The following is a 20,897-nucleotide window of genomic DNA, read 5'->3' as shown; positions in this document are numbered from 1 at the left end:
CTCAGCCCACGGCGAAGCGGCTGTCGACCAGCTCGGCCGCCGCCTTGCGCACGTCCACCCCGGCCTCGATCAGGCCCACCTGCTGCATGGCGAGACCGGAGGCCACCACGCTGTCGGCCTGCGCCGGCTTCAGATGCCCCTGGCTAAGGTCCGTGCGCTGCAACTGCTTGGCCACCACCGCGTCCGCCAGCTTGGTTTGGGCGGTCAGGCTGGCGGCCAGGGCGTCGGGATCGCCCTGGGCGAAGGTGCGCGCCTTCTCATAGGCGGCCAGCACCTTTTGCACCACGCCGGGGTTCTCCGCCGCGAAGGCCTCGCGCACGTTCAGGGCGCCCCAGCTGTTGAAAGCCGGATTGCGGTACAGCAAGCGGGCGCCGTTCTCGATCTCCGCCGCCGCCATCAGCGGATCCAGGCCGGCCCAGGCGTCAACATCGCCCCGCAACAAGGCCTGCTTGCCATCCGGATGTTGCAGCAGGACCAGCTTCACGTCGTCCTGGGTCAGGCCGGCGCCCGCCAGCGCCCGCACCAGGAAGATGTGCGGATCGGTTCCCCGCGTCACCGCGATGCGTTTGCCCTTCAGGTCGGCGATGGTCTTGGCCGGGCTCTCTGCCGGCACCACCAGCGCCGTCCATTCCGGCTTGGAATAGACATAGACGGACCGGATGGGGTTGCCGCCGATGCGGCCCAGCAGCGCCGCCGCGCTGGCGGTGGAACCGAAATCGAGGCTGCCGGCGTTCAGGAACTCCAGCGCCTTGTTGCTGCCCAAGGATTGAACCCAGCGGACGCCGATGCCGTCGGCCTTCAACTCCTCCTCCAGCCAGCCCTTGTCCTTCAGCAGCAGGCTGACAGGGCTGTAGGTGGCGTAGTCCAGGCGCAGTTCGGTGATCTTGGCCGCCGGCTGGGCAAGGGCGGACGCCGGGCGCAACAGCGGGGTGGCAGCGGCCAGGGCGACACCGCCTGCCAGCAGGGTACGGCGCGTGGGAGCGAAAGGCGGGGGCGTCATCTTAGTCGTCATTGGGTGCTTTCCTTCTTCTAGACGGCCTTCTTCTTGACGGCCTTCTTCTAGACGGCGGTGAGGATGCGGCGTTCCAGCTCCGCCAGGCGCGGGGTGCCGGCGGCGCGGGCATTGCGGGGGATGTCGATGGCGACATCGTCGGCCACCACGCCGTCGCGCAGCACCAGGACGCGGTCGGCCAGGGCCACGGCTTCCGCCACGTCATGGGTGATGAGGACGGCGGTGAAGCCGTGCTGGCGCCAAACGCGGGTCAGCAGGCGGTGCATGTCCGCCCGGGTCAGGGCGTCCAGGGCGCCGAAGGGCTCATCCAGCAGCAGGATGCCCGGTTCCGTCACCAGGGCGCGGGCCAGGGCCACGCGCTGCTTCTGGCCGCCGGACAGGACGTAGGGCCAGTCGCCAGCGCGGTCGGCCAGGCCCACCTCCGCCAGCAGGGCCTGGGCCCGCTCCTTCCAGCCGGGGCCACGGGCGATGCCGACATTGCTCAGCACCCGCTGCCAGGGCAGCAGGCGGGCCTCCTGGAACAGCAGGCGCACGTCGGGCTGCAAGCCCTTGCGCGCCGTGCCGTTGATACGGATGGTGCCGCCGGTGGGGCTGTCCAGCCCGGCGATCAGGCGCATGAGGGTGGTCTTCCCACCGCCGGAGCGCCCGACCACGGCGACGAACTGCCCGGCCGGGATGGTCAAATCCAGGCCCCGCAGCACGCCGACGTCGCCGAAGGCCTTGGTGACGCCATCGAAGGTCAGCTCCAGGCCCCGGCCGGCACTCCCATCGGCCGCCGGGGCCGCCGGCTCTTCAACATCTGGAACCGCGCGCAAGGGCACCATCATGCCGCCTCCAGCCCGGTGTGGAAGGAGGGGTTCCAGTCCAGCGCCCTGCGCTCCAGCCAGCGGGAGGCGATGTCGGCCAGCTTGCCCAGCAGGGCGTAGACGATGATGCCCAGCAGCACCATGTCGGTCTGCAGGAACTCCCGCGCGTTCATGGTCATGTAGCCGATGCCGGAGGAGGCGGAGATGGTCTCCGCAACGATCAGGGTCAGCCACATGATGCCCAGGGCATAGCGCAGCCCCACCAGGATGTTGGGCAGGGCGCCTGGCAGGATGACGCGCAGGTACAGGGCCACCGGCCCCAGGCCATAGACCCGTCCCATCTCCACCAGACCCCGGTCGACGGAGCGGATGCCGTGGAAGGTGTTGAGGTACATGGGAAACAGCACCCCGACGGCCACCAGGAAGACCTTGGCCTCCTCGCCGATGCCGAACCACAGGATGACCATGGGGATGATGGCCAGGTGCGGCACGTTGCGCAGCATCTGCAGGCTGCTGTCCAGGATGTCCTCGGCCAGGGGCAGGGCGCCGTTGATCAGGCCTAGGGCGAAGCCCAGGCCGCCGCCGATCACAAGGCCCAGGAAAGCGCGCTCAGCGCTGATCCCCACATGATGGGGCAGGCTGCCGTCGCGCAGGGTCGCCCAGAAGGCGACGGCGATATCGCTGGGCGCCGGCAGCACCCGCGCCGACAGCCACCCCATCTTGGCCGCGACCTCCCACCCCGCCAGCAGGGCCAGGGGCAGCAGCCAGGGCAACAGACCGCGCCTCAACCCGGTCATGATGCCGACGCCTGGCGCAGGGCGACGGTCTCCTTGGCCACCGGGGGCAGGGTGTTGGCGATGCGCTCGCCAAAGGGCCCGTGGTTGGTGGCCTCGCCCCGGTCGCGGCCGTTGCCGGGAGCCAGCGGCAGCAGGGGAAACACCAGCTCGGCGAAGCGATAGGCTTCCTCCAGGTGGGGATAGCCCGACAGGATGAAGCTGTCGATGCCGACGGCCATATATTCCTTCATGCGCTGGGCCACCGTTTCCGGGTCGCCCACCAGGGCGGTGCCGGCCCCGCCGCGCACCAGGCCCACACCAGCCCACAGGTTGGGGCTGACCTCCAGCTTGTCGCGCCGGCCGCCGTGCAGTGCCTGCATGCGGGCCTGGCCCACGCTATCCATGCGGGCGAAGGTCTTCTGCGCCTGGGCGATGGTGGCGTCGTCGACGTGCTGGATCAGGTCATCGGCGGCCCGCCAGGCGGCCTCATTGGTTTCGCGCACGATGACGTGCAGACGGATGCCGAAGGTCACCGTGCGGCCCTTCGCGGCGGCGGCGGCGCGCACCGCGGCCACCTTCTCCGCCACCTGCTCCGGTGGCTCGCCCCAGGTCAGGTATTTGTCCACCGTTTCCGCCGCCACGTCGATGCCGGCGGTGGACGACCCGCCGAAGTACAGCGGCGGATGGGGACGCTGCAGAGAGGGGAAGAACAGGCGGCCATCCTCGATGCGGATATGCTGGCCTTCGTAATGCACCGTCTCGCCCGCCAGCAGGCGGGTCCAGACATCCAGGAACTCCCGCGTCACCTCATAGCGCTCAGCATGCGACAGGAAGATGCCGTCGCCGGCGTTCTCCACCGGGTCGCCGCCGGTCACCACGTTGATCAGCAGCCGGCCGTTGGACACGCGGTCCAGCGTGGCCGCCATGCGGGCCGAAACGGTGGGCGACTGTAGGCCGGGCCGCACCGCCACCAGATAGCGCAACCGCTCCGTCAACGGGGCCAGGGCCGAGGCGATGACCCAGCTATCCTCGCAACTGCGCCCGGTGGGCAGCAGCACGCCGTAATAGCCCAGGCTGTCGGCGGCCTGCGCGATCTGCTTCAGATAATCGAAGCTGACGGCGCGGGCGCCCTGGGTCGTTCCCAGGTAACGGCCATCGCCATGGGTGGGGATGAACCAGAAGACATTGGCTTCGGTGACGGGTTGGGCGGGGGGAAGGGCGGTGCTGCTCATGACTTCGATCCCGGGATGGCGTCGGAAACGGTGATGGGCTTGGGGATCAGCCCCAACTGATGAAAGGTGTCGGCGATCTTCTGCTGGGCGGCGATGACATCGGGCGTGATGGGCTGGACGCCGTAGCCCATCCGGGCCAGCGCCACCTCCAGCACCGGGGCGGGGATGCCCACCTGCGGGGCGAGGCGCTGGGCCACGCCCTTCTGATCGCCGCGTGAGACGGCGTCGACCTCCCGCAGCGCCGCCAGGATGGCCTGGACCACCTGGGGCCGCGTCTCGTTGAAGCCGCGTTCGGCCAGGTAGAACTGGTGGTTGGCGACCAGGGCGCTGCCATCGGCGCGTACGCCGTCGGTCAGCACCCGCGCCTTTGTCGCGGCCGCCGCGGCGGCGTAGTAGGGGTCCCAGATGACCCAGGCATCCACGCTGCCCTGCTCGAACGCGGCGCGGGCGTCGGCCGGGGCCAGATATGTGGGCTGAATATCGCTGTATTTCAGGCCCGCGTCCTCCAGCGCCTTCACCAACAGGTAATGGACGTTGGACCCCTTGTTGAGCGCCACCTTCTTGCCTTTCAGGTCGGCCACGCTTTTCAGCGGGCTGTCCTTGGGCACCAGGATGGCCTCACCCTTGGGTGCCGCGGGTTCCACGCCGACATAGACCAGGGGGGCGCCGGCGGCCTGGGCGAAGATGGGCGGGGCCTCACCGGTGGTGCCGAAGTCCAGGGCGCCGACGTTCAGCGCCTCCAGCAGCTGCGGCCCGCCGGGAAATTCCCGCCATTCCACGGTGATGCCTTGTGCTTTCAGCTGGGCGTCCAGCGTGCCGCTTTCCTTCAGCAACAGCAGCGTGCCGTATTTCTGATAGCCAATGCGCACAGGCTTTTCCGCCGCGTGGGCCGCGCCGATGCCCAGGCTCAAGGCTGCGGCGAAAGCCAGGCGGCAAAGGGCGGACAAGGCTTTACCCATCATTGTCTCCCGCAGGTCAGCGGCCGATCGGCCAGAATCAACACTGTTTTTGATGCTATTTAACAATTTCAGCATGATATTTTACGACTGAACTTGAGGCTAAATTAACGATCCATTAAGAGTCAATCTTGATATTTAGCTTTTACAATTTGTTAAATAGCAAACGCACACAGGCGGCCTTGACAGGGCCGGAGGGCATGATCACCATCCGCCCATGGTCACGACGCTGCCCCTCTGCTGCACGTATTACGCGCCCTCCTCATAGGAGCGGCGTTGTTCGACCATGTTGAAACGATGCCGCCGCCAAGGCGGCAGTCGTTTTCCTGAAAGCGGTCTTCCTTCCTGGTGGCGGCCCCACCGACGACAGGAAACCGTTCATGGACACGCTGGATCTTCCCCGACACGACCTCCACTCGACCGCCTTGCAGGTGTTGCGGGCGCGCGGCTACATCCATCAATGCACCGATCTGGGCGGCCTGGATGCCGCCTTCGCGGCGGGCGTGGTGCCGGTCTACATCGGCTTCGACGCCACGGCCGACAGCCTGCATGTGGGCCATCTGCTGCCCATTATGACGCTGCGCCGCCTGCAGCGGGCGGGGCACAAACCCATTGTGCTGATGGGCGGCGGCACCACGCGCGTGGGTGACCCCAGTTTCCGGGCGACCGAGCGCCCGCTGCTGAGCGACGACCAGATCGCCGCCAACATCCGGGGCATCCGGCGGGTATTCGAACGCTTCCTCACCTTCGGCAACGGGCCCATCGACGCCGTCATGGTGAATAACGCCGACTGGCTGGACCGTTTGGGCTACATCGACCTTCTGCGTGACGTGGGACGCCACTTCTCCGTCAACCGCATGCTGTCCTTCGATAGCGTCAAGGCGCGGCTGGACCGGCAGGACCCGATGACCTTCCTGGAGTTCAACTACATGATCCTCCAGGCCTTCGATTTCCTGGAGTTGCACCGCCGCGCGGGATGCCTGGCCCAGATGGGCGGATCGGACCAATGGGGCAACATCGTCAACGGCATCGACCTGGTCCGCCGGATCGAGGGGCGGGAGGTGTTCGGCCTGACCACGCCGCTGCTGACCACGGCGTCCGGCACCAAGATGGGCAAGACCGCCGGCGGGGCCGTCTGGCTGAACGCCGACCGGCTGTCGCCCTACGACTACTGGCAGTTCTGGCGCAATACCGACGATGCCGACGTCGGGCGCTTCCTGCGCCTGTTCACCGACCTGCCCCTAGACCGCATCGCCGAGCTGGAGGCGTTGCCAGGCGCCGCGATCAACCAGGCCAAGGTGGCGCTGGCCGACGCCGCGACCACGCTGGCCCACGGCGCCGACGCCGCCCAGGCGGCTCGGGACAGCGCCGGGCAGGCCTTCGCCGGTACCGTCGCCGACGGCCTGCCCGACGTGACGCTGACCGCGGCGGAGGTGCGGGACGGTGGCGCCCTGGTGGTCGATCTGCTGGTGCGCGCCGGCCTGGCCACCTCGAAAGGGGAGGCGCGACGGCTGATCCTCGGCGGCGGGGTGCGGACGGACGGCAGGGTGGTGACCGACACGGACGCCCGTATCACCCAGGCGGCGGTGCCGATCCGCCTGTCCCTGGGCCGCAAGCGCCATGTGCGGGTGTGTGGCGTTTGACGCAAAGGGGTGGGCGACAGGCATGCCTTGCGCCCATCCTTGCCCTTGGGCACAGTTCAGGGGGCGAAGCGGGGCGACATCATGGGCAAATGGGCGATCATCACCTTATACGCGCGGCATTTGATCGTGGCCTCCCAAACGCCCCCTCAAACGCCGGGCGCGGGCACCCGCCCGCTTGGCTTCCTCGCTCCGCCCTGCGGTACTCGCTCCGGCGCCCGCGGTCGCAGGCTACAACGGCAAAAATCGTATCTCGGGCCTTTGGTGTTGGTGGCCGCCTTGTCAGGCGGCGGCGCGATGGCGGCCGGTGATCCGCCGGTGCCGGGCCTGACGGTGGCGGACTGTGAGGCGCCCACCTCCGCCTCCTTGCAAGCCCTCTGCACGGATCCGGGCCTGCGCCAGTTGGTGGACAGCGTGCAGGACCTGCCCTATGTCCGGCTGGGCCGCGCCTGGACTGTGGATGACGAGATGTTCAATCGGTGCGATGCCACGCTGGACGCGCGCGCCTGCCTGGATCGGGAATACCGCCAGAAGATCAAGGCCGTGCAGGCGGAATCGGCCAAGCGCGCCACGGCCTACGTTCCGGATGGCAACCGGGCTGACGCCAAGGCGCTGCTGGCCCGCATCGCCGGCGTCTACCGGCATCCGGTCAGAAGCGCCGATGGCCCCCATGAGGCGGAGGATGTTCTTCAGGTCATGCCGGTGGCGGACGGTGCCGCCTATCTCGACATGCGCTTGTCCTTTCACAATGGGCGGAGCTGCACCATCACCGGCATCGCGGAATACAAGAAGATCGGCGGCTTCGTCTTCCAGGACCCTAAGCCCGGGAAGGCGTGCCTGTTGACCATGTCCCTCAGCGGCGATGAGCTGGGATTCAACGATCCCACCGGCGCCTGCGCCAAGTTCTGTGACGACGGGGCCAGCCTGACGGCGGAGACCTTCATGCAGAAACAGAGGAAAAAGCTGCGCGCCGCCCCGGCCCTCAAGCAGACGTCCGACTACCAGCAGGCTTTGCAGGCCTATCAGGCCCGCCATGCCACGGCCACCGCAACCCGCTGACGGCCCTATAAAACCGAACGACGCATAAAATTTGCGGCCCGGCCCACGCTGGACGGCATTACGCAAAAACATTCCGCCGCCGGCCGGTATTCTTTTCCCTGACAGGGCTTTGCGACAAGGGGACAAGGATGACCGGGCACCTCAGCCGGCGGAAACTGGGCGGCTTGGCGGCCGCGTTGATGCTGGCGACAGCCTTGCCGGCTTTTGCCGAAACGCCCGTGGTGACCCGCCACGCCACCACCCTGAACGGCCAGAAGCTGACCTACACCGCGACGGTGGAGGGGACGGACGTCAACGATGCCGCCGCCAAGCCAGGCGCCCACATCGTCAGCTTCGCCTACACCGTGGACGCCAAGGACGCGGCCAAGCGGCCGGTGACCTTCGTCTTCAACGGCGGGCCCATCACCGCCTCCCTCTGGCTGCACCTGGGCATCATGGGGCCCAAGCGCGTGGCGGTGCCGGATGACCTGACGGCCGATCCCGCCACCTTCAGGCTGGTGGACAATCCCTATTCGCCGCTGGACGCCACCGACCTGGTGTTCATCGACCCGGCCTCCACCGGCTTCAGCCGCGTGGCCGATGGCGTCGATCCCAAGAGCTATTTCTCGGTGAAGGCGGATGGCCAGCAGGTCACCGCCTTCATCCAGGCATGGCTGACGCGGCATCATCGCGAGGGCTCGCCCCTGTATCTGCTGGGCGAAAGCTACGGCACCATGCGCGCGGCGGAGGTGGCGGGGCAACTGGCCGAACTGCCCAAACCCATCCTGCTGAATGGCGTGCTGCTGATGGGGCAGGCGGTCAACATCATCGAATATGTCCAGCGGCCGCAGAACATCATGAGCTACGTGGTGTCGCTGCCCACGCTGGCGGCCATCGCCTGGTACCACAAGAAGGTGGATCGCCGCGGCCTGTCGCTGGAGGCCTTCGTGGAGGAGGCGCGGCACTACGCCCAGAGCGATTACATGCCCGCCCTCTACCAGGGCAGCGACTTGCCGGCGGCCGACCGCGACCGCGTCGCCCAGCGCCTACAGGAGTTGACCGGCATCGCCGCCGCCTATTACCGCGAGCACGGCCTGCGCATCAGCAAGGAACAGTACCGGGGTGAACTGCTGAAGGATCAGGGCCTGCTGCTGGGCCGGGCCGACGCGCGCTACGCCGCACCAATCACCGACAAGGGCATTGGCCCCGACCCCTTCGCGGCCGCCGTCATGCCGCCGTTCTCCCGCCTGTTCAAGGACTATCTCCATACCGACCTGAAGGTCGACCGGGCGGAACCCTATGTGGAGATCGCCGAGGTCGAGGGCCTGGACGATTGGGGATGGGGTTACGCCTCGCCCTTCGCCAACTGGGCCTACAGCGACCGCCTGATGAAGGCCATGAAGGCCAGCCCGGCGTTCCGGCTGCTGATCGGCAACGGCTATTACGATACCCAAACCACCGTGGGGGCGGCCGAACTGCTGGCCCGCCAAGGCGGCTGGCCGGAGGGGCGGGTGCACCTGACCTTCTACGAAGGCGGGCACATGGCGTACACGGCGGAGCCCGCCGCCCGCAAGTTCGGCGCCGATGTCCGCGCCTTCGTGCAACAGCGTCCCTGATCGCCGCCGACGCGCGGCCGGAGGCGCGGGCAGAAAATTTCCGCAGCATCCCTCTGGGGAATAAAATTTTCTCCCGCCTGGCACGGCAGGCGCAATTTGGGAAGAAAAGCCAACCAGCGGCGATATCATTAATTATCTTTTCCGGCTTTGCCGAATAACAAAACCCTAAAACGGGTGATGGCGGCAGTGGGAGCCCATAAGAACAGGGGGTAGTGAAATGAAGGGAAACCGTGGAATTCGGTCGTTGCTTGCCACGACTGTTCTTACAACTTTCTCTCTTTGGTCATTGACGGGCATCGCCGCCGACGCGGCGGCGGACGACAGCCTGGATGAACTGCAGGAAATCGTGGTCACGGCGCAGAAAAAGACGGAGCGTCTGATGGACGTGCCCGCCTCCATCGCCGTCGTCAACACGCAGTCGCTGTTGCAGTCCAACCAAACCCAGCTGCGCGATTTCTACAGCCAGGTCCCGGGCCTGAACGTGACGTCCAGCGGCAACGGCCGCAGCACCATCGCCATCCGCGGCATCACCACCGGCGGCGGCAACAACCCCACCGTGGGTCTGACCATCGACGACGTTCCCATCGGCTCGGCCACCAGCAGCGGTCTGGGCGACGCGGTCGTGCCGGAAATCGACCCGTCCAGCCTGCAGCAGATCGAGGTGCTGCGCGGTCCCCAGGGCAGCCTGTACGGCGCCAGTTCCATGGGCGGCCTCATCCGCTATGTGACGGCGGCCCCCAACCTGACCGAGACCTTCGGCCAGGTGGCCGTGTCTGGGTCCAGCGTCGCCCACGGCGGCGAGGGCGGCGGCGGCCGGGCCTACATCAACGTGCCCATCGTCGAGGACAAGCTGGGCCTGCGGGTCAGCGCCTTCGCCCGCATGGACCCGGGCTACATGACCAACGCCAACAGCGGCCAGACGGAAATCAATGTCAACCGCACGGAAGGCGGCCGCGCCACCCTGCTGTGGCAGATCACGCCCAGCGTCAGCTACCAGGCGTCCGCCACCTACCAGCACATGACAGCCGGCGGTTCGGCCAATGAATACGTCTCCATCGACCGCGTGCCCACCTACGGCGACTACACCCAGGCGCCCATCTCCGGTCTGAACACCGGCTATCTCGACATGGGCATCTATAACGGCAACCTGAAGGCGGACCTGGGCTTCGCCAACCTGGTGGCCGTCACCTCCTACAGCCACACGGTGTTCAACGGCCCGCAGGACACCACCGGCACCTTCGGCCGCTACCTGGGCTTCTTCTTCCCCAGTTCGGCCCTGCCGGCACTGGGCACCGGCATCTACAACTATTACCAGACCAACAAGCTCAGCCAGGAAATCCGCCTGGAATCCCAGCCTGGCGGCATGATCGACTGGATGGTCGGCGGCTTCGCCACCAATGAGGACAATCTGAACCGCCAGGTGGTCTACGTCGCCAACAAGGCCAACGGCCAGAACGTCGGCTTCCCCGACCTCTACACCGTCTTCGGCCCGTCGCATTACCGGGAATATGCCGGCTTCGGCTCGGCCACGTATCACATCATCGAGGACAAGCTGGACTTCACCTTCGGTGGCCGTTTCAGCCGCCAGTTCCAGGAGGACGCCAGCACGGTCGGCGGCGTGCTGGAAGGCGACACCACCTACAGCGACCTGCATTCCAACACCAGCGTCTTCACCTATTCGCTGGGTCCGCAGTACCACATCACCAAGGACATGATGGTCTATGGCCGCGTGTCGACCGGCTACCGCCCCGGTGGCCCGAACGACGCGCCGGGTGAGCCCGCTGCCTACACCTCCGACACAACCACCAATTATGAGGTGGGTTTCAAGGGGGTGTTGGTCGACCACCTGCTGACGGTGGACGCCGCCCTGTTCGATATCGAATGGGACGATATCCAGTTGCAGGCGGCGTCGCCCACCGGCTTCTCCTACATCCAGAACGGCGGCACCGCCCGGTCGCGCGGCGGGGAACTGAGCGTCACCCTGACGCCGTCCGAGGGGCTGAGCGTGGTGGCCAACCTGGGCTACACCGACGCCACCTTGACCGAGACCATCAAGACATCCGGCCTGTACGGCCTGAAGGGGCAGCGCCTGCCGTATTCCGCGAAGTTCACCGGCAGCCTGTCGGCCGACCAGAAGTTCCGCATCGCGGACGGCTTCACCGGCTTCGTCGGGGCCACCGTGTCCTATGTCGGCGACCGCTACAGCGTCTTCCCGACCAAAGCCACGGGCCAGCGCTTCTTCATGCCGTCCTATGAGACGGTGGACGTGCGGGCCGGTGTCAGCCATGACGACTGGAATCTGTCAGTCTATGCCAAGAACCTGAGCAACGAGATCGCCTTCGTCTCGGGCGGGCCGCTGGATACCATCACCCGGACCGGCGTCTATTCCGCGGCCATCATTCAGCCGCGCACCTTCGGCCTGACCATATCGAAGGATTTCTGATCCAACCCGACCGGGAAGGGTCGCGAGGTCGGTCCGGTGATACTGGGCCGACCTCTTGCATAAAAAGGGCGGGGATGATGCGGCATTTGGCGATAGGTGGAATGGCGGCGCTGCTGGCCCTGTCCGCGGCACCGGTGGCGCTGGCGGCATCGCCGCAACTGGCGGTGACGCTGAAGCCGGCGCCGGTAGCGGGTGCGGATGGTAAGGGGGGTGGCACCGTGCCCTTCGTCGATGTCACGGTCGAAATCCCGTCCCTGGCGGTCGCGGCCGGCGCGCCGCTGCTGCGCCTGCCGCTGGTGACCGACAACGTGCAGAGCGTGGCCGAAACGCTGACGGACCTGACGGCCAGCGACAGGGACGGCCCGGTCACGCTGACCGCCAAGGACGACGCCGACACCCCGACCCGGGCCTACCGCCACTGGACGGCGGCGCGGCCGGTCCAGGGCACGCTGACCGTGCGGTATCGGGCACCCATCACCACGCAGGCCAACCCGCGCGGCGCGGCGCCACCCCTGGAATTGCGCACCGACGGCGGCGGCTTTTCCGGCGCGGCGGGGACCTTTCTCATCATGCCGGAGTCCCAGACGGCGTATGGCCTGACGGTCCGCTGGGACCTGTCGGCCGCCGGTCCCGGCGCGGCGGGTGTTTCCAATTTCGGCGTAGGGGATGTGGCCTCACCTGAGGCTTTGGACGTGGAGCAACTGGGCGCCACCTATTTCATGGGCGGCGCCATCCACCGCTATCCCGAGGCGGCCCCCGCCGGCACGCCGATCAAAGGCTTCTTCTCCGCCTGGCAGGGCACGCCGCCGTTCGACGGCAAGGCGCTGATGCAATGGACGGAGGGGCTGTACCACCACTACCTGGGCTATTTCAAAGACCCGGGCGCGCGACCCTATGCCGTTTTCCTGCGGCCCAATCTGGTGAACGCGGGCGGTGGCGTGGAGCTGAATGGCGCGTTCATCGGCACCTTCGACCAGAAGACCGACATCAAGGACTTCAAGTTCACCCTGGCGCACGAGATGGTGCACACCTTCGTGCAGTCGCTGGACACCGCGGCCGAGGACACGTCGCAAGGACTGGACTCGTCGTGGTTCAGCGAAGGCATCGCCGTCTATTACCAGAACCGCCTGCCGCTGCGCGCCGGCATGGTCACGCCAGAGGAGTTCCTGGCGGACCTGAACAGCACCGCCGCCCGCTATTACACCAACGTCCTGAATGGCACGCCCAACCGGGACATCCCGGCGCGCTTCTGGGCCGATACCCGCATCCGCGTCCTGCCTTACGACCGGGGCGCCCTGTATTTCGCCCTGGTGGACGAGGAGGTGCGCAAGGCCAGCCATGGCAAGCGCTCCCTGGATGATCTGATCCTGGCCATGCTCGACCGGCGGCGGCACGGGCGGCCCATGGACCACGCCGCCTGGGTGGAGATCATCACCCGGGAACTGGGGTCGCGCGGCAAGCTGGAATTGGACGCCATGCTGAACGGCGCCTTGGTTCTGCCGGGGGACGACGCCTTCGGCCCCTGCTTCACCCGCACCACCGCGCCCTTGCGCCGCTATCAGCTTGGGTTTGAACCGGAGGTGCTGATCCAGCCCAAGCGCGTCGTGCGCGGCCTGGTCCCCGGGTCCGCGGCGGCGGCGGCCGGCCTGCGGGACGGGGATGAAATCGTGCGCCCTGTCCCCCAGGACATGATCCAGGGCGACCAGCACGCCACGCTGACGCTGCAGGTCCGGCGCGACGGCCAGGTCTTCCCCATCACCTACCTGCCGAGAGGGGAGACGGTGCAGGTCTACCAGTGGGTTCGGCGCCCCGAAGCGCCAGCCAAATGCCGCTGAGCCCACGCTCCGGTTGAACCAGGTCAGCTTATGCGCCCCGCCATCCAGGCACCGCATAAACTAGCCACCGGCACCCCCAATGCACCGGGCATACGCAAAAAAGAACCCGCTCAGTCGACTAGAATTTAGGCATCGCGAGGCCCCGCGTGGTCTCGCCCGGATAGGAAGTACGCCTTGAAATCTGCCGGTACGCCTGTTGGAACCGCGCCCGCCGCCCAGCCTGATGGCGACTTCTTCGCGGCCACCCATTATGCCGACTGGGTGCGCGGGTCCCTGCACGCGATGGCCACCCGGCCCAACGCCATCGCCCTGTATGACAGCACCATCAGCGAGCCGTCTGGCCTGTTGGCGGAGCTGGTGGCCAAGGCGCTGGTCATCCCGTCGGACGAGGGCGGGCCGCGCTTCGGCAGCCGCTATGTCAGCGTCTTCGCCAACGGCAACCGCTTCCTGGTGAACGCGCTGTGCGCCCGGTATGGCGAAACGCCGGAGCGGTTGCAGACCGTCACCGGCGTCACCGGCGGCCTGCAGCTGATCCTGCGCGCGCTGGTCAAGCCGGGCGAGCGCGTACTGATCGAGAACCCCGGTTTCAAAATCCTGTCCAACCTGGCGCTGGAAGCCGGGGCGGTGGTGGATGACCTGGAGCGTCCGGCACCGGACTTCGGGGTCGATCCGGCCCGGGTGGCGGCCCAACTGACGCCCGACACCCGCCTGGTCGTCCTGACCAACCCCCACAACCCCACGGGCACCTGCCTGGACCACGCCACCCTCACGGCCGTGGCGCGGGCGGCGGCGCGTGTTGGCGCCCTGCTGGTGGTGGATGAGGTCTACGGCGATTTCTCCCGCCGCCCATCCACCGGCCTCGCGGCCAAGCTGGCGCCCAATATCATCAGCCTGTCCAGCCTGACCAAGGTGTTCGGCCTGTTCGCCCTCAAATGCGGTTGGATGGTGGCCGACCCGGACGTGCTGGCCCGTATTCGCGCCCGACAACCGGAGGGGGACGTGGGCGTATCCAAGCTGGCGCATGCCGTGGCCGCCCATGTTCTGGAAAACGCGGACACCTTCGACCGGCACTGGCAGGCCGTCATGACGGCCACCACGCCGGTGCTGCGCCGGCATGCCGACGCCATGCGGCAGGACGGGCTGATCGAGGGCGCGGTGCCCGCGTCCGGCTGTCTCTACTTCCCCCGCATCGTCGGGGTGGCGGATACCTGGGCATTGACCCGCTATCTGTGGAACCAGGCCGACCTGCTGGTGGCGCCGGGCGATTATTTCGGCCTGGCGGGGCATGTGCGGCTGGGCTACGCCGGTGATGCCGAAACGCTGGACAAGGGGCTCACCCGCCTGCACGCGGGCCTGCGCGCCTGGCGGAACCGTTGATGGATCGAGGATGGGGAGGGCGGGCATGCGGTCGATGATGCGCGCGGGTGTGAGCGCGGTGGCCCTGGCTATGGTCATTGGATGCGCCACCCAGGATCGCCCGGCGGCACCAGGCAGTATCGCCCAGCAGATCACCGTGTCGGGCAAGCCTCTGCGCTACACGGCCGAGGCGGCGACGCTGGATCTCACGGATGCGCAAGGCGTGGTGCGGGGACATGTGTTCTACGTCGCCTATCGCACGCGCACCCAGGACGGGGGCGTGCGGCCCGTCACCTTCCTCTGGAACGGTGGTCCCGGCGCCAATTCGACCCTGCTGCATTTCGAGGCCTTCGGGCCCAAGCGGCTGGAGGGGGACGGGCTGGTGGACAACGCCCAGACCCTGCTGGCCGATAGCGACCTGGTGTTCGTCGATCCCGTGGGCACCGGCTTCAGCCGCCCGGCGACCGCCGAGGATGGCCAGCGCTTCTACAGCACCCTGGGCGACATCGCCGCCATCACCGATTTCGTCCAGGCCTGGATGGGCCGGCATGCCGGCGCTGAGACACCCATTTACCTGGTGGGGGAAAGCTATGGCGTCTGGCGCGCCGCCGGGGTGGCGGAGGCGCTGGAGAAACGGGGCCGCGCGGTCGCGGGCGTCGTCCTGATTTCGGGCGGCATTCCGGTGGGACCGGTGCTGCCCAAGGAACTGGCGACGGCGCTGAAGATCCCCGGCCGCGCCGCCGCCGCCCAGGTCCATGGCCGGCTGCCGGCCAGCTTGGCGGGGGCGGACCTGGCGGCGACGGCCGAGGCCGCAAGCGCCTGGGCGATACGGACCTACGCCCCGGCGCTCGCCCATCCCGGCGATCTTGACGAGCAGGCGCGGTCGATGCTGGCGCAGGATGTGGCCCGCCACATGGGCCTGGATCCAACGCTGGTCGACAGGGCAACGCTCACCGTCTCCTCCCGGCAATTCCTGAACAATCTTCTGCCGGGCCAACGGCTGGACACCTTCGACATGCGGATCAGCCGGCCGGCGGGGCAGGGTGAGGCGGCACCGGCGAACGGCCCCGTCATGGTGCGCTATCTGCGCGAAACCCTGGGCTACCGTACCGCCTTGCCCTATCTGGGCCTGGAAAAGGACATCGATGCCACGGCCACGCCGGTGGGCGAACAGTGGGACTACAATTCCGGCGACACCTCGCCCGCCGCGTTCGCCGCCGCCATGGCGGCCGCCCAAGCAGGGGAGGGCCCGCCCGGCGCCGAACCATGGATACGCCGCGCCATGGACATGGACCCCAAGCTGCGCGTTTTCGCCGCCGCCGGGCTTTTCGACAGCCTGAACAGCTGCGCCGCCAATGAGGCGCTGAAGACCCGGCTAGCGCCTGGCCTGACGGCGCGGCTGTCCGTCCATTGCTATGGCGGCGGCCACATGATGTATCGCAACACCGAGGCCCGCGTGCGTCTCAGTGCCGACCTGGCCAAGTTCATCGCCCCTCCACCCTGAGGGGCAATTTTAGTCACTGGAACGTGCGGGGCTTCAACGGCACGGCCGTGGTGCTCTTGGCCTCCGAGAGGGTGACGATGGACCGGATGTCCTGAACACCCGGCAGCTTCATCAGGCTGTTGAAAATGAACTCCTGGTACCATTTGACGTCCGGCGCCACGACCTTCATCAGGATGTCCATTTCCCCGAATACCGTATAGCACTCAAGGATCTCCGGGATGGTCTCGACCCCCCGGAAGAAGGTCTGCCGTTCCTCGTCCGACAGCCGGGCCATCTTCACCTGGGCGAAGATCTGCATGTGAAAGCCCAGCTTGTCCCGGTCGACAATGACCACCTGGCCCTTGATGTATCCCTCATCGTGCAGGCGCTGGATGCGGCGCCAGCACGGGGATTGGGAAATTCCTACCTTTTCCGCCAGCTCAGCCGTGGTCAGCGACGCGTCTTTCTGCAGCAGCGTCAGGATTTTCATGTCGATGGCGTCGAGTTCCGCAGCCGGCATATCCTATGTGGTCCCCTGTTCGTTTATCGCATTGCCTATGGGGTTCCGCGCCCCTGCCGGGCATAAATCTACCGCCTGCGGCCAGGCACCGATAGTGCCGCTTCTCCCCCCTTTTATTGAAACGTGCGGGGCGTCAGCGGGATGGCCGTGGTGTTCTTGGCCTCAGACAGGGTGACGATGGATCGGATGTCCTCCACCCCCGGCAGCTTCATCAGGGTGTTGAAGATGAATTCCTGATACCACCGGACGTCCGGCGCCACGATCTTCAACAGCGCGTCCATCTCACCGAAGACGGTGTAGCACTCCAGCACCTCGGGAATGTTCTGGATGCCGCGGAAAAAGGTCTCCCGCTCCGCCTCCGACAGGCGGGCGATCTTCACCTGGGCGAAGATGGTCATGTCGAAGCCCAGCTTCTGCCGGTCCACCAACATCACCTGGGCGGTGATGTAGCCCTCGTCATGCAGGCGCTGCACCCGGCGCCAGCAGGGGGACTGCGAGATGCCCACCCGCTCCGCCAGCTCCGCCGTGGTCAGCGAGGCGTCGCGCTGCATGTGGGTCAGGATCTTCATGTCGATGGCGTCGAGTTCGGCGGTCGCCATGGCGTCAATCCTTCTTGGCCAGCAAGGGCCAGGCGGCGGCCAGGTCCTGGACCACATGGCCCAGGGACTTGTAGAGCGTCACCTGCTCCGCCGACTGCCGGCCCTCGACCTGACCGGCCAGCACCTCCCCGATCTCCCCGGCGACATGGCCGTCACCGATGAGGCCCGCCGCCTTGGCGCGCAGGAATTCCGCCCCTTGGCGCAGCACGTGCTCCCGGCAGTCGGCGATGAAGCGCGACCGGATCACCAAATCGTGATCCACCTCCGCCGGGCCGGCGATGCTGGACCCCACGACGTTGACATGGGTGCCCGGCGGCACCCAGGCCCCGCACAGGATGGGATCCTTGGCGGCCGTGACGGTACAGATGATGTCGGCGTCCACCACCGCCTCCTGCGCGCTGGTGGCGGCGCGCACGGGCAGGCCAAGCTCCTGCCCCAGCCGCGTTGCGAAGGCGGCGGCGCGGCTGGCGCTTCGGCCCCAGACGGTGACGCGGCTCAGTCGGCGGACCTTGGCGATGGCCTGGGCGTGGGTTAGCGCCTGCTCGCCATAGCCCAGCAGGGCCAGGGTCTGGGCGTCCGGCCGCGCCAGCGCGTCGGTGGCGACGGCACTGGCCGCCGCCGTGCGGATGGCCGTGACCTCACCGCCATCGACCACACCCAGGGGCCGTCCGCTGTCGCGGTCGAACAGCACGATGACGCCCTGGTGCGAGGGCAGGCCCTTATCGAAATTATCCGGGAACACGGCCACCAGCTTGGCCCCGAAGGGCCCGTCATTCAGCGCGCCGGGCATGACGCCGAACAAGTGGCCCTGGTCCAGGGGCAGCACGCCCCGGGGCAATTGCTGCGTCTCGCCCCGCGACAGTGCCGTCATGGCCTGGCGCACGAGGGGGATGCAGGTGTCATAGTCCAGGCGCGCCGCCACGGCGGGGCCATCAACGAGGGGCAGGAGCGGGGCGGTGGGGTGGGGGACGGTCTCATACAGCCAAGCCGTCACAGCCAAATCCTGCACGGCGTGGCCCAGGGACTTGTAGAGTGTGATCTGCTCCGCCGTCTGCCGGCCCGGCGCCTGGCCCGCCACCACGGCGCCGATCTCCGCCGCGATATGATCATCGCCGATGACGCCGGCGACCTTGGCGCGCAGGAACTCCCCGCCATGGGCCAGCACATGTTCCCGATGGTCGACGATGAAGCGGCTGGCGGCCACCAGGGCTGTATCGACCTCAGCCTGGGCGGGACCGCTGGAGCCCACGACATTGACATGGGTGCCGGGGGCGATCCACGCCCCCAACAGGATGGGATCGGCGGCGGCGGTGACGGTGCAGACGATGGCGGCCTGGGCCACCGTTTCCGCCACGCTGTCATAGGCCTGGGTGTCGATGCCCGTGGCGGCCTGGACCGCCGCCGCGAACGCCTGGGCCTTCGCCGGTGTGCGGCCCCAGACGCGAATGTGACGCAGGCGGCGGACGGTCCTCAGCGCCAAGGCGTGCGCCAGGGCCTGGCGGCCGACACCGACCAGGGCCAGGGTGTCGGCATCCGGCCGGGCCAGCGCGCCGGTGGCGACGGCACTGGCCGCGGCCGTGCGGAGGGCTGTGACCTCCGCCGCATCGGCCAGGCACACGGGACGGCCGCTGGCGCCGTCGAACAACACCACCAGCCCCTCATGCGCCTTGCCGCCGTGGCCGTCGGTATAGACGCTGACCAGCTTGGCACCGAAATAGCCGGGCCGCCCGCCGCCGACGAAAGCCGCCGGCATGATGGCGAAGGTGCGGCCGGGCCCCAGGCTGATGAAGCTGCGCAACTGCTGGCGCACGCCGCCGGTGCTGAGCGCTACCATGGCGCCACGCACGGCGGCGATGGCGGCCTCCGTGCTCAAGCCAGCGCGCACGGCGGCGGCATCGAAAACGGCAAGGGCGGACGGCGCGGTATCCATGGGTGTCTTCCCTGTCATCCTGTTCCGATTCACCTTACGGGACCGACTGGGAATTATCTTTCCGAAGTTCGGGGGCTACACACCATGAGTCGGTAATATTTTCACAATGGCGGGCGCTTACTGATATTTTTATGCGCGTATCACTCAAAATTGGGTCACAAGCACCGCGCACAGCCTTGCCGTTGTCAGCGACGAGGACGGGGCGTGGGCATATCCATGCGCTGACCGCGCGGTGACCGATAAAATTTTCCCCGCCATGGCGCAAACGCCGGCAACTTCGCCAAAAATGCCCCTGCGCGGTCAGCTAACATCCCCTTGGATTTAAAACCAATCTGCCTTGACTGGGCACCCCCACCAGCCGTGGATGTTATGGATGAGAATGACGCGCAGGGACGTGATGCTGGCCGCAGGCACCCTGACCGCCGGTCTGACCATGGCTGATATCGAGCCGACCGCTGCGGCTGCGGCGCAACCCGCGCCGCCCCGACAACTGCCCGACAAATCGTCGTTCCTGGCGGGCGAGGGGGTCTACCTGGACTCTGGATCACAGCATCCGATCAGCATCGGCGCCCGGGCCGCCGTCGACACCTACCTGTCCAAGCGCATGCTGGACCCGGCGGCCGCGCACTATGACCTGCCGGACGATGGCGTGCGGGAGAAGTTCGCCCACTTGGTCAACGCCGATCCCGACGACATCGCCTATGTCCAGAGCACCACTGCGGGGGAGCAGATGGTGCTGCGCGGCCTGGGGCTGCCCCATTCAAACGCGAATGGGTCAGGCGGGCACATCGTCACCGACACGCTGCACTTCTTCGGCTCCCTGCCGTTGTATGAGGAGATGCAGCGCCATGGGGTGGAGGTCACGTGGGTGGAGCCCAAGGACGGCCGCATCCTGCTGGCCGACCTGAAGCAGGCCATCCGCAAGGACACCCGGCTGGTGGCCCTGTCTTTGGTCTCCACCATCAATGGCTTCCAGCACGACCTGAAAGCGGTGTGCGACCTGGCGCATGCCCACGGTGCCCTGGTCTATGCCGACATCATCCACGCCGCGGGCTGCGTGCCCGTGGATTTGAAGGGCAGCGGCGTCGATTTCGCCGCCTGCGCCAGCTACAAATGGCTGATGGGCGATTTCGGCCTGGGCTTCATCTACGGCACCAAGGCCGCCCGCGCCCTGCTGACCCGCACCGAATACGGCTATTACGGGATGAGCGCGTTCAAGCCGCACGTCTATCCCTTCGACCCGCCCGGCGACATGATCGCCGACTATGCCTACGCCGATACGGCGGAGGGCACCTTTGCCCACGGTACCCACGCCCATACGGTCATCGCCCAGTTGGACCACTCCCTGGATTACATCCTGGGCATGGGCGTGCCGGCTATCCAGGCGCATGCCCAGGATCTGATCAACCGGCTGAAGCGGGAGCTGCCCAAGCTGGGCTACAGCCTCATGACGCCGCCAGAGGCCACCACGCCCCTGGTCACCTGCGCGTATGAGAACGCGCGGGAGAAGCTGGGGCCCAAGCTGGCAGCGGCCAAGATCAAGATGACGGTCAGCGCCAACCGCTTCCGCGTCACCCCTTCGGTGTTCAACGACCACACCGATATCGACCGGGTGCTCGCCGCACTCGGTCACGCCTGAGGTCGTGCGTTCAGGT

Annotated in this window: 16 protein-coding genes; 8 read left to right on the top strand and 8 right to left on the bottom strand. The window is 67.3% G+C overall.

The features are described from left to right. Nucleotide 1 precedes the first annotated feature (1 nt). Genes UCD39_RS10100 through UCD39_RS10080 form a run of 5 tightly spaced genes read right to left on the bottom strand, consistent with a single transcriptional unit; the run spans nt 2 to nt 4,788 of the window. On the bottom strand, nt 2-1,012 hold the full coding sequence (locus tag UCD39_RS10100) for an aliphatic sulfonate ABC transporter substrate-binding protein (protein WP_330495898.1): 1,011 nt from the start codon (nt 1,010-1,012) through the stop codon (nt 2-4). A gap of 47 nt (nt 1,013-1,059) precedes the next feature. After that, nucleotides 1,060-1,839 (bottom strand): ATP-binding cassette domain-containing protein, encoded by a 780-nt coding sequence (locus UCD39_RS10095; protein ID WP_330495897.1) that lies wholly within the window; start codon nt 1,837-1,839, stop codon nt 1,060-1,062. Beyond that, on the bottom strand, nt 1,836-2,615 hold the full coding sequence (gene ssuC, locus UCD39_RS10090) for an aliphatic sulfonate ABC transporter permease SsuC (RefSeq protein WP_330495896.1): 780 nt from the start codon (nt 2,613-2,615) through the stop codon (nt 1,836-1,838). The genes UCD39_RS10095 and ssuC overlap by 4 nt, the downstream gene beginning before the upstream one ends. Then, on the bottom strand, nt 2,612-3,826 hold the full coding sequence (gene ssuD, locus UCD39_RS10085; protein WP_330495895.1) for an FMNH2-dependent alkanesulfonate monooxygenase: 1,215 nt from the start codon (nt 3,824-3,826) through the stop codon (nt 2,612-2,614). The genes ssuC and ssuD overlap by 4 nt, the downstream gene beginning before the upstream one ends. Next, the gene (locus tag UCD39_RS10080) at nt 3,823-4,788 is read right to left on the bottom strand and encodes a sulfonate ABC transporter substrate-binding protein (protein ID WP_330495894.1); all 966 of its coding nucleotides are present in this window, start codon (nt 4,786-4,788) and stop codon (nt 3,823-3,825) included. The genes ssuD and UCD39_RS10080 overlap by 4 nt, the downstream gene beginning before the upstream one ends. 374 nt (nt 4,789-5,162) lie before the next feature. Here UCD39_RS10080 and tyrS point away from each other — a divergent pair, with 374 nt between their 5' ends. The 7 genes from tyrS (at nt 5,163) to UCD39_RS10045 (ending at nt 16,214) form a co-directional block, all read left to right on the top strand. Next, complete coding sequence (gene tyrS / locus UCD39_RS10075; RefSeq protein WP_330495893.1) at nt 5,163-6,425, top strand: tyrosine--tRNA ligase; 1,263 nt, start codon at nt 5,163-5,165, stop codon at nt 6,423-6,425. 294 nt (nt 6,426-6,719) lie between these two features. Then, the gene (locus tag UCD39_RS10070; protein ID WP_330495892.1) at nt 6,720-7,481 is read left to right on the top strand and encodes a hypothetical protein; all 762 of its coding nucleotides are present in this window, start codon (nt 6,720-6,722) and stop codon (nt 7,479-7,481) included. Nucleotides 7,482-7,609: 128 nt separating this feature from the next. After that, entirely contained in the window at nt 7,610-9,076 is a 1,467-nt protein-coding gene (locus UCD39_RS10065) for a S10 family peptidase (protein ID WP_330495891.1), read from the top strand. Between the two features lie 286 nt (nt 9,077-9,362). Then, on the top strand, nt 9,363-11,519 hold the full coding sequence (locus UCD39_RS10060) for a TonB-dependent receptor (RefSeq protein WP_330495890.1): 2,157 nt from the start codon (nt 9,363-9,365) through the stop codon (nt 11,517-11,519). A gap of 101 nt (nt 11,520-11,620) precedes the next feature. Then, nucleotides 11,621-13,354, top strand: coding sequence for a M61 family metallopeptidase (locus tag UCD39_RS10055; protein ID WP_330495889.1), 1,734 nt, complete (start codon nt 11,621-11,623; stop codon nt 13,352-13,354). A gap of 174 nt (nt 13,355-13,528) precedes the next feature. Beyond that, nucleotides 13,529-14,731: a pyridoxal phosphate-dependent aminotransferase gene (locus tag UCD39_RS10050; RefSeq protein WP_330495888.1), complete on the top strand. Its 1,203-nt coding sequence runs from the start codon at nt 13,529-13,531 to the stop codon at nt 14,729-14,731. 25 nt (nt 14,732-14,756) lie between these two features. Beyond that, the gene (locus tag UCD39_RS10045; protein WP_330495887.1) at nt 14,757-16,214 is read left to right on the top strand and encodes a S10 family serine carboxypeptidase-like protein; all 1,458 of its coding nucleotides are present in this window, start codon (nt 14,757-14,759) and stop codon (nt 16,212-16,214) included. Nucleotides 16,215-16,227: 13 nt separating this feature from the next. Here the strand turns inward: UCD39_RS10045 and UCD39_RS10040 are convergent, their stop codons facing one another. From UCD39_RS10040 to UCD39_RS10030, 3 genes are all read right to left on the bottom strand, one after another. Next, complete coding sequence (locus tag UCD39_RS10040; protein WP_330495886.1) at nt 16,228-16,713, bottom strand: Lrp/AsnC family transcriptional regulator; 486 nt, start codon at nt 16,711-16,713, stop codon at nt 16,228-16,230. Nucleotides 16,714-16,826: 113 nt separating this feature from the next. Further along, entirely contained in the window at nt 16,827-17,312 is a 486-nt protein-coding gene (locus UCD39_RS10035) for an Lrp/AsnC family transcriptional regulator (protein WP_145734026.1), read from the bottom strand. 4 nt (nt 17,313-17,316) lie between these two features. Further along, nucleotides 17,317-19,242, bottom strand: a complete 1,926-nt coding sequence (locus UCD39_RS10030; RefSeq protein WP_330495885.1) for an ornithine cyclodeaminase family protein — start codon at nt 19,240-19,242, stop codon at nt 17,317-17,319. A gap of 379 nt (nt 19,243-19,621) precedes the next feature. Here UCD39_RS10030 and UCD39_RS10025 point away from each other — a divergent pair, with 379 nt between their 5' ends. Further along, on the top strand, nt 19,622-20,881 hold the full coding sequence (locus UCD39_RS10025; protein WP_330495884.1) for an aminotransferase class V-fold PLP-dependent enzyme: 1,260 nt from the start codon (nt 19,622-19,624) through the stop codon (nt 20,879-20,881). Nucleotides 20,882-20,897: the final 16 nt, after the last annotated feature.

Source organism: Nitrospirillum karajorum (genome assembly GCF_036348415.1).
Lineage (GTDB): Bacteria > Pseudomonadota > Alphaproteobacteria > Azospirillales > Azospirillaceae > Nitrospirillum > Nitrospirillum amazonense_B.
Note: the sequence above shows the minus strand (reverse complement) of the source record. Positions and strands in the feature narration are given on the sequence as shown.

What these genes read in the sequence shown, in the direction of transcription:
- UCD39_RS10100 (WP_330495898.1), bottom strand. Translation starts at nt 1,012, where the DNA reads ATGACGACTAAGATGACGCCCCCGCCTTTCGCTCCCACGCGCCGTACC.
- UCD39_RS10095 (WP_330495897.1), bottom strand. Translation starts at nt 1,839, where the DNA reads ATGATGGTGCCCTTGCGCGCGGTTCCAGATGTTGAAGAGCCGGCGGCC.
- ssuC (WP_330495896.1), bottom strand. Translation starts at nt 2,615, where the DNA reads ATGACCGGGTTGAGGCGCGGTCTGTTGCCCTGGCTGCTGCCCCTGGCC.
- ssuD (WP_330495895.1), bottom strand. Translation starts at nt 3,826, where the DNA reads ATGAGCAGCACCGCCCTTCCCCCCGCCCAACCCGTCACCGAAGCCAAT.
- UCD39_RS10080 (WP_330495894.1), bottom strand. Translation starts at nt 4,788, where the DNA reads ATGATGGGTAAAGCCTTGTCCGCCCTTTGCCGCCTGGCTTTCGCCGCA.
- tyrS (WP_330495893.1), top strand. Translation starts at nt 5,163, where the DNA reads ATGGACACGCTGGATCTTCCCCGACACGACCTCCACTCGACCGCCTTG.
- UCD39_RS10070 (WP_330495892.1), top strand. Translation starts at nt 6,720, where the DNA reads ATGGCGGCCGGTGATCCGCCGGTGCCGGGCCTGACGGTGGCGGACTGT.
- UCD39_RS10065 (WP_330495891.1), top strand. Translation starts at nt 7,610, where the DNA reads ATGACCGGGCACCTCAGCCGGCGGAAACTGGGCGGCTTGGCGGCCGCG.
- UCD39_RS10055 (WP_330495889.1), top strand. Translation starts at nt 11,621, where the DNA reads ATGGCGGCGCTGCTGGCCCTGTCCGCGGCACCGGTGGCGCTGGCGGCA.
- UCD39_RS10045 (WP_330495887.1), top strand. Translation starts at nt 14,757, where the DNA reads ATGCGGTCGATGATGCGCGCGGGTGTGAGCGCGGTGGCCCTGGCTATG.
- UCD39_RS10040 (WP_330495886.1), bottom strand. Translation starts at nt 16,713, where the DNA reads ATGCCGGCTGCGGAACTCGACGCCATCGACATGAAAATCCTGACGCTG.
- UCD39_RS10035 (WP_145734026.1), bottom strand. Translation starts at nt 17,312, where the DNA reads ATGGCGACCGCCGAACTCGACGCCATCGACATGAAGATCCTGACCCAC.
- UCD39_RS10030 (WP_330495885.1), bottom strand. Translation starts at nt 19,242, where the DNA reads ATGGATACCGCGCCGTCCGCCCTTGCCGTTTTCGATGCCGCCGCCGTG.
- UCD39_RS10025 (WP_330495884.1), top strand. Translation starts at nt 19,622, where the DNA reads ATGACGCGCAGGGACGTGATGCTGGCCGCAGGCACCCTGACCGCCGGT.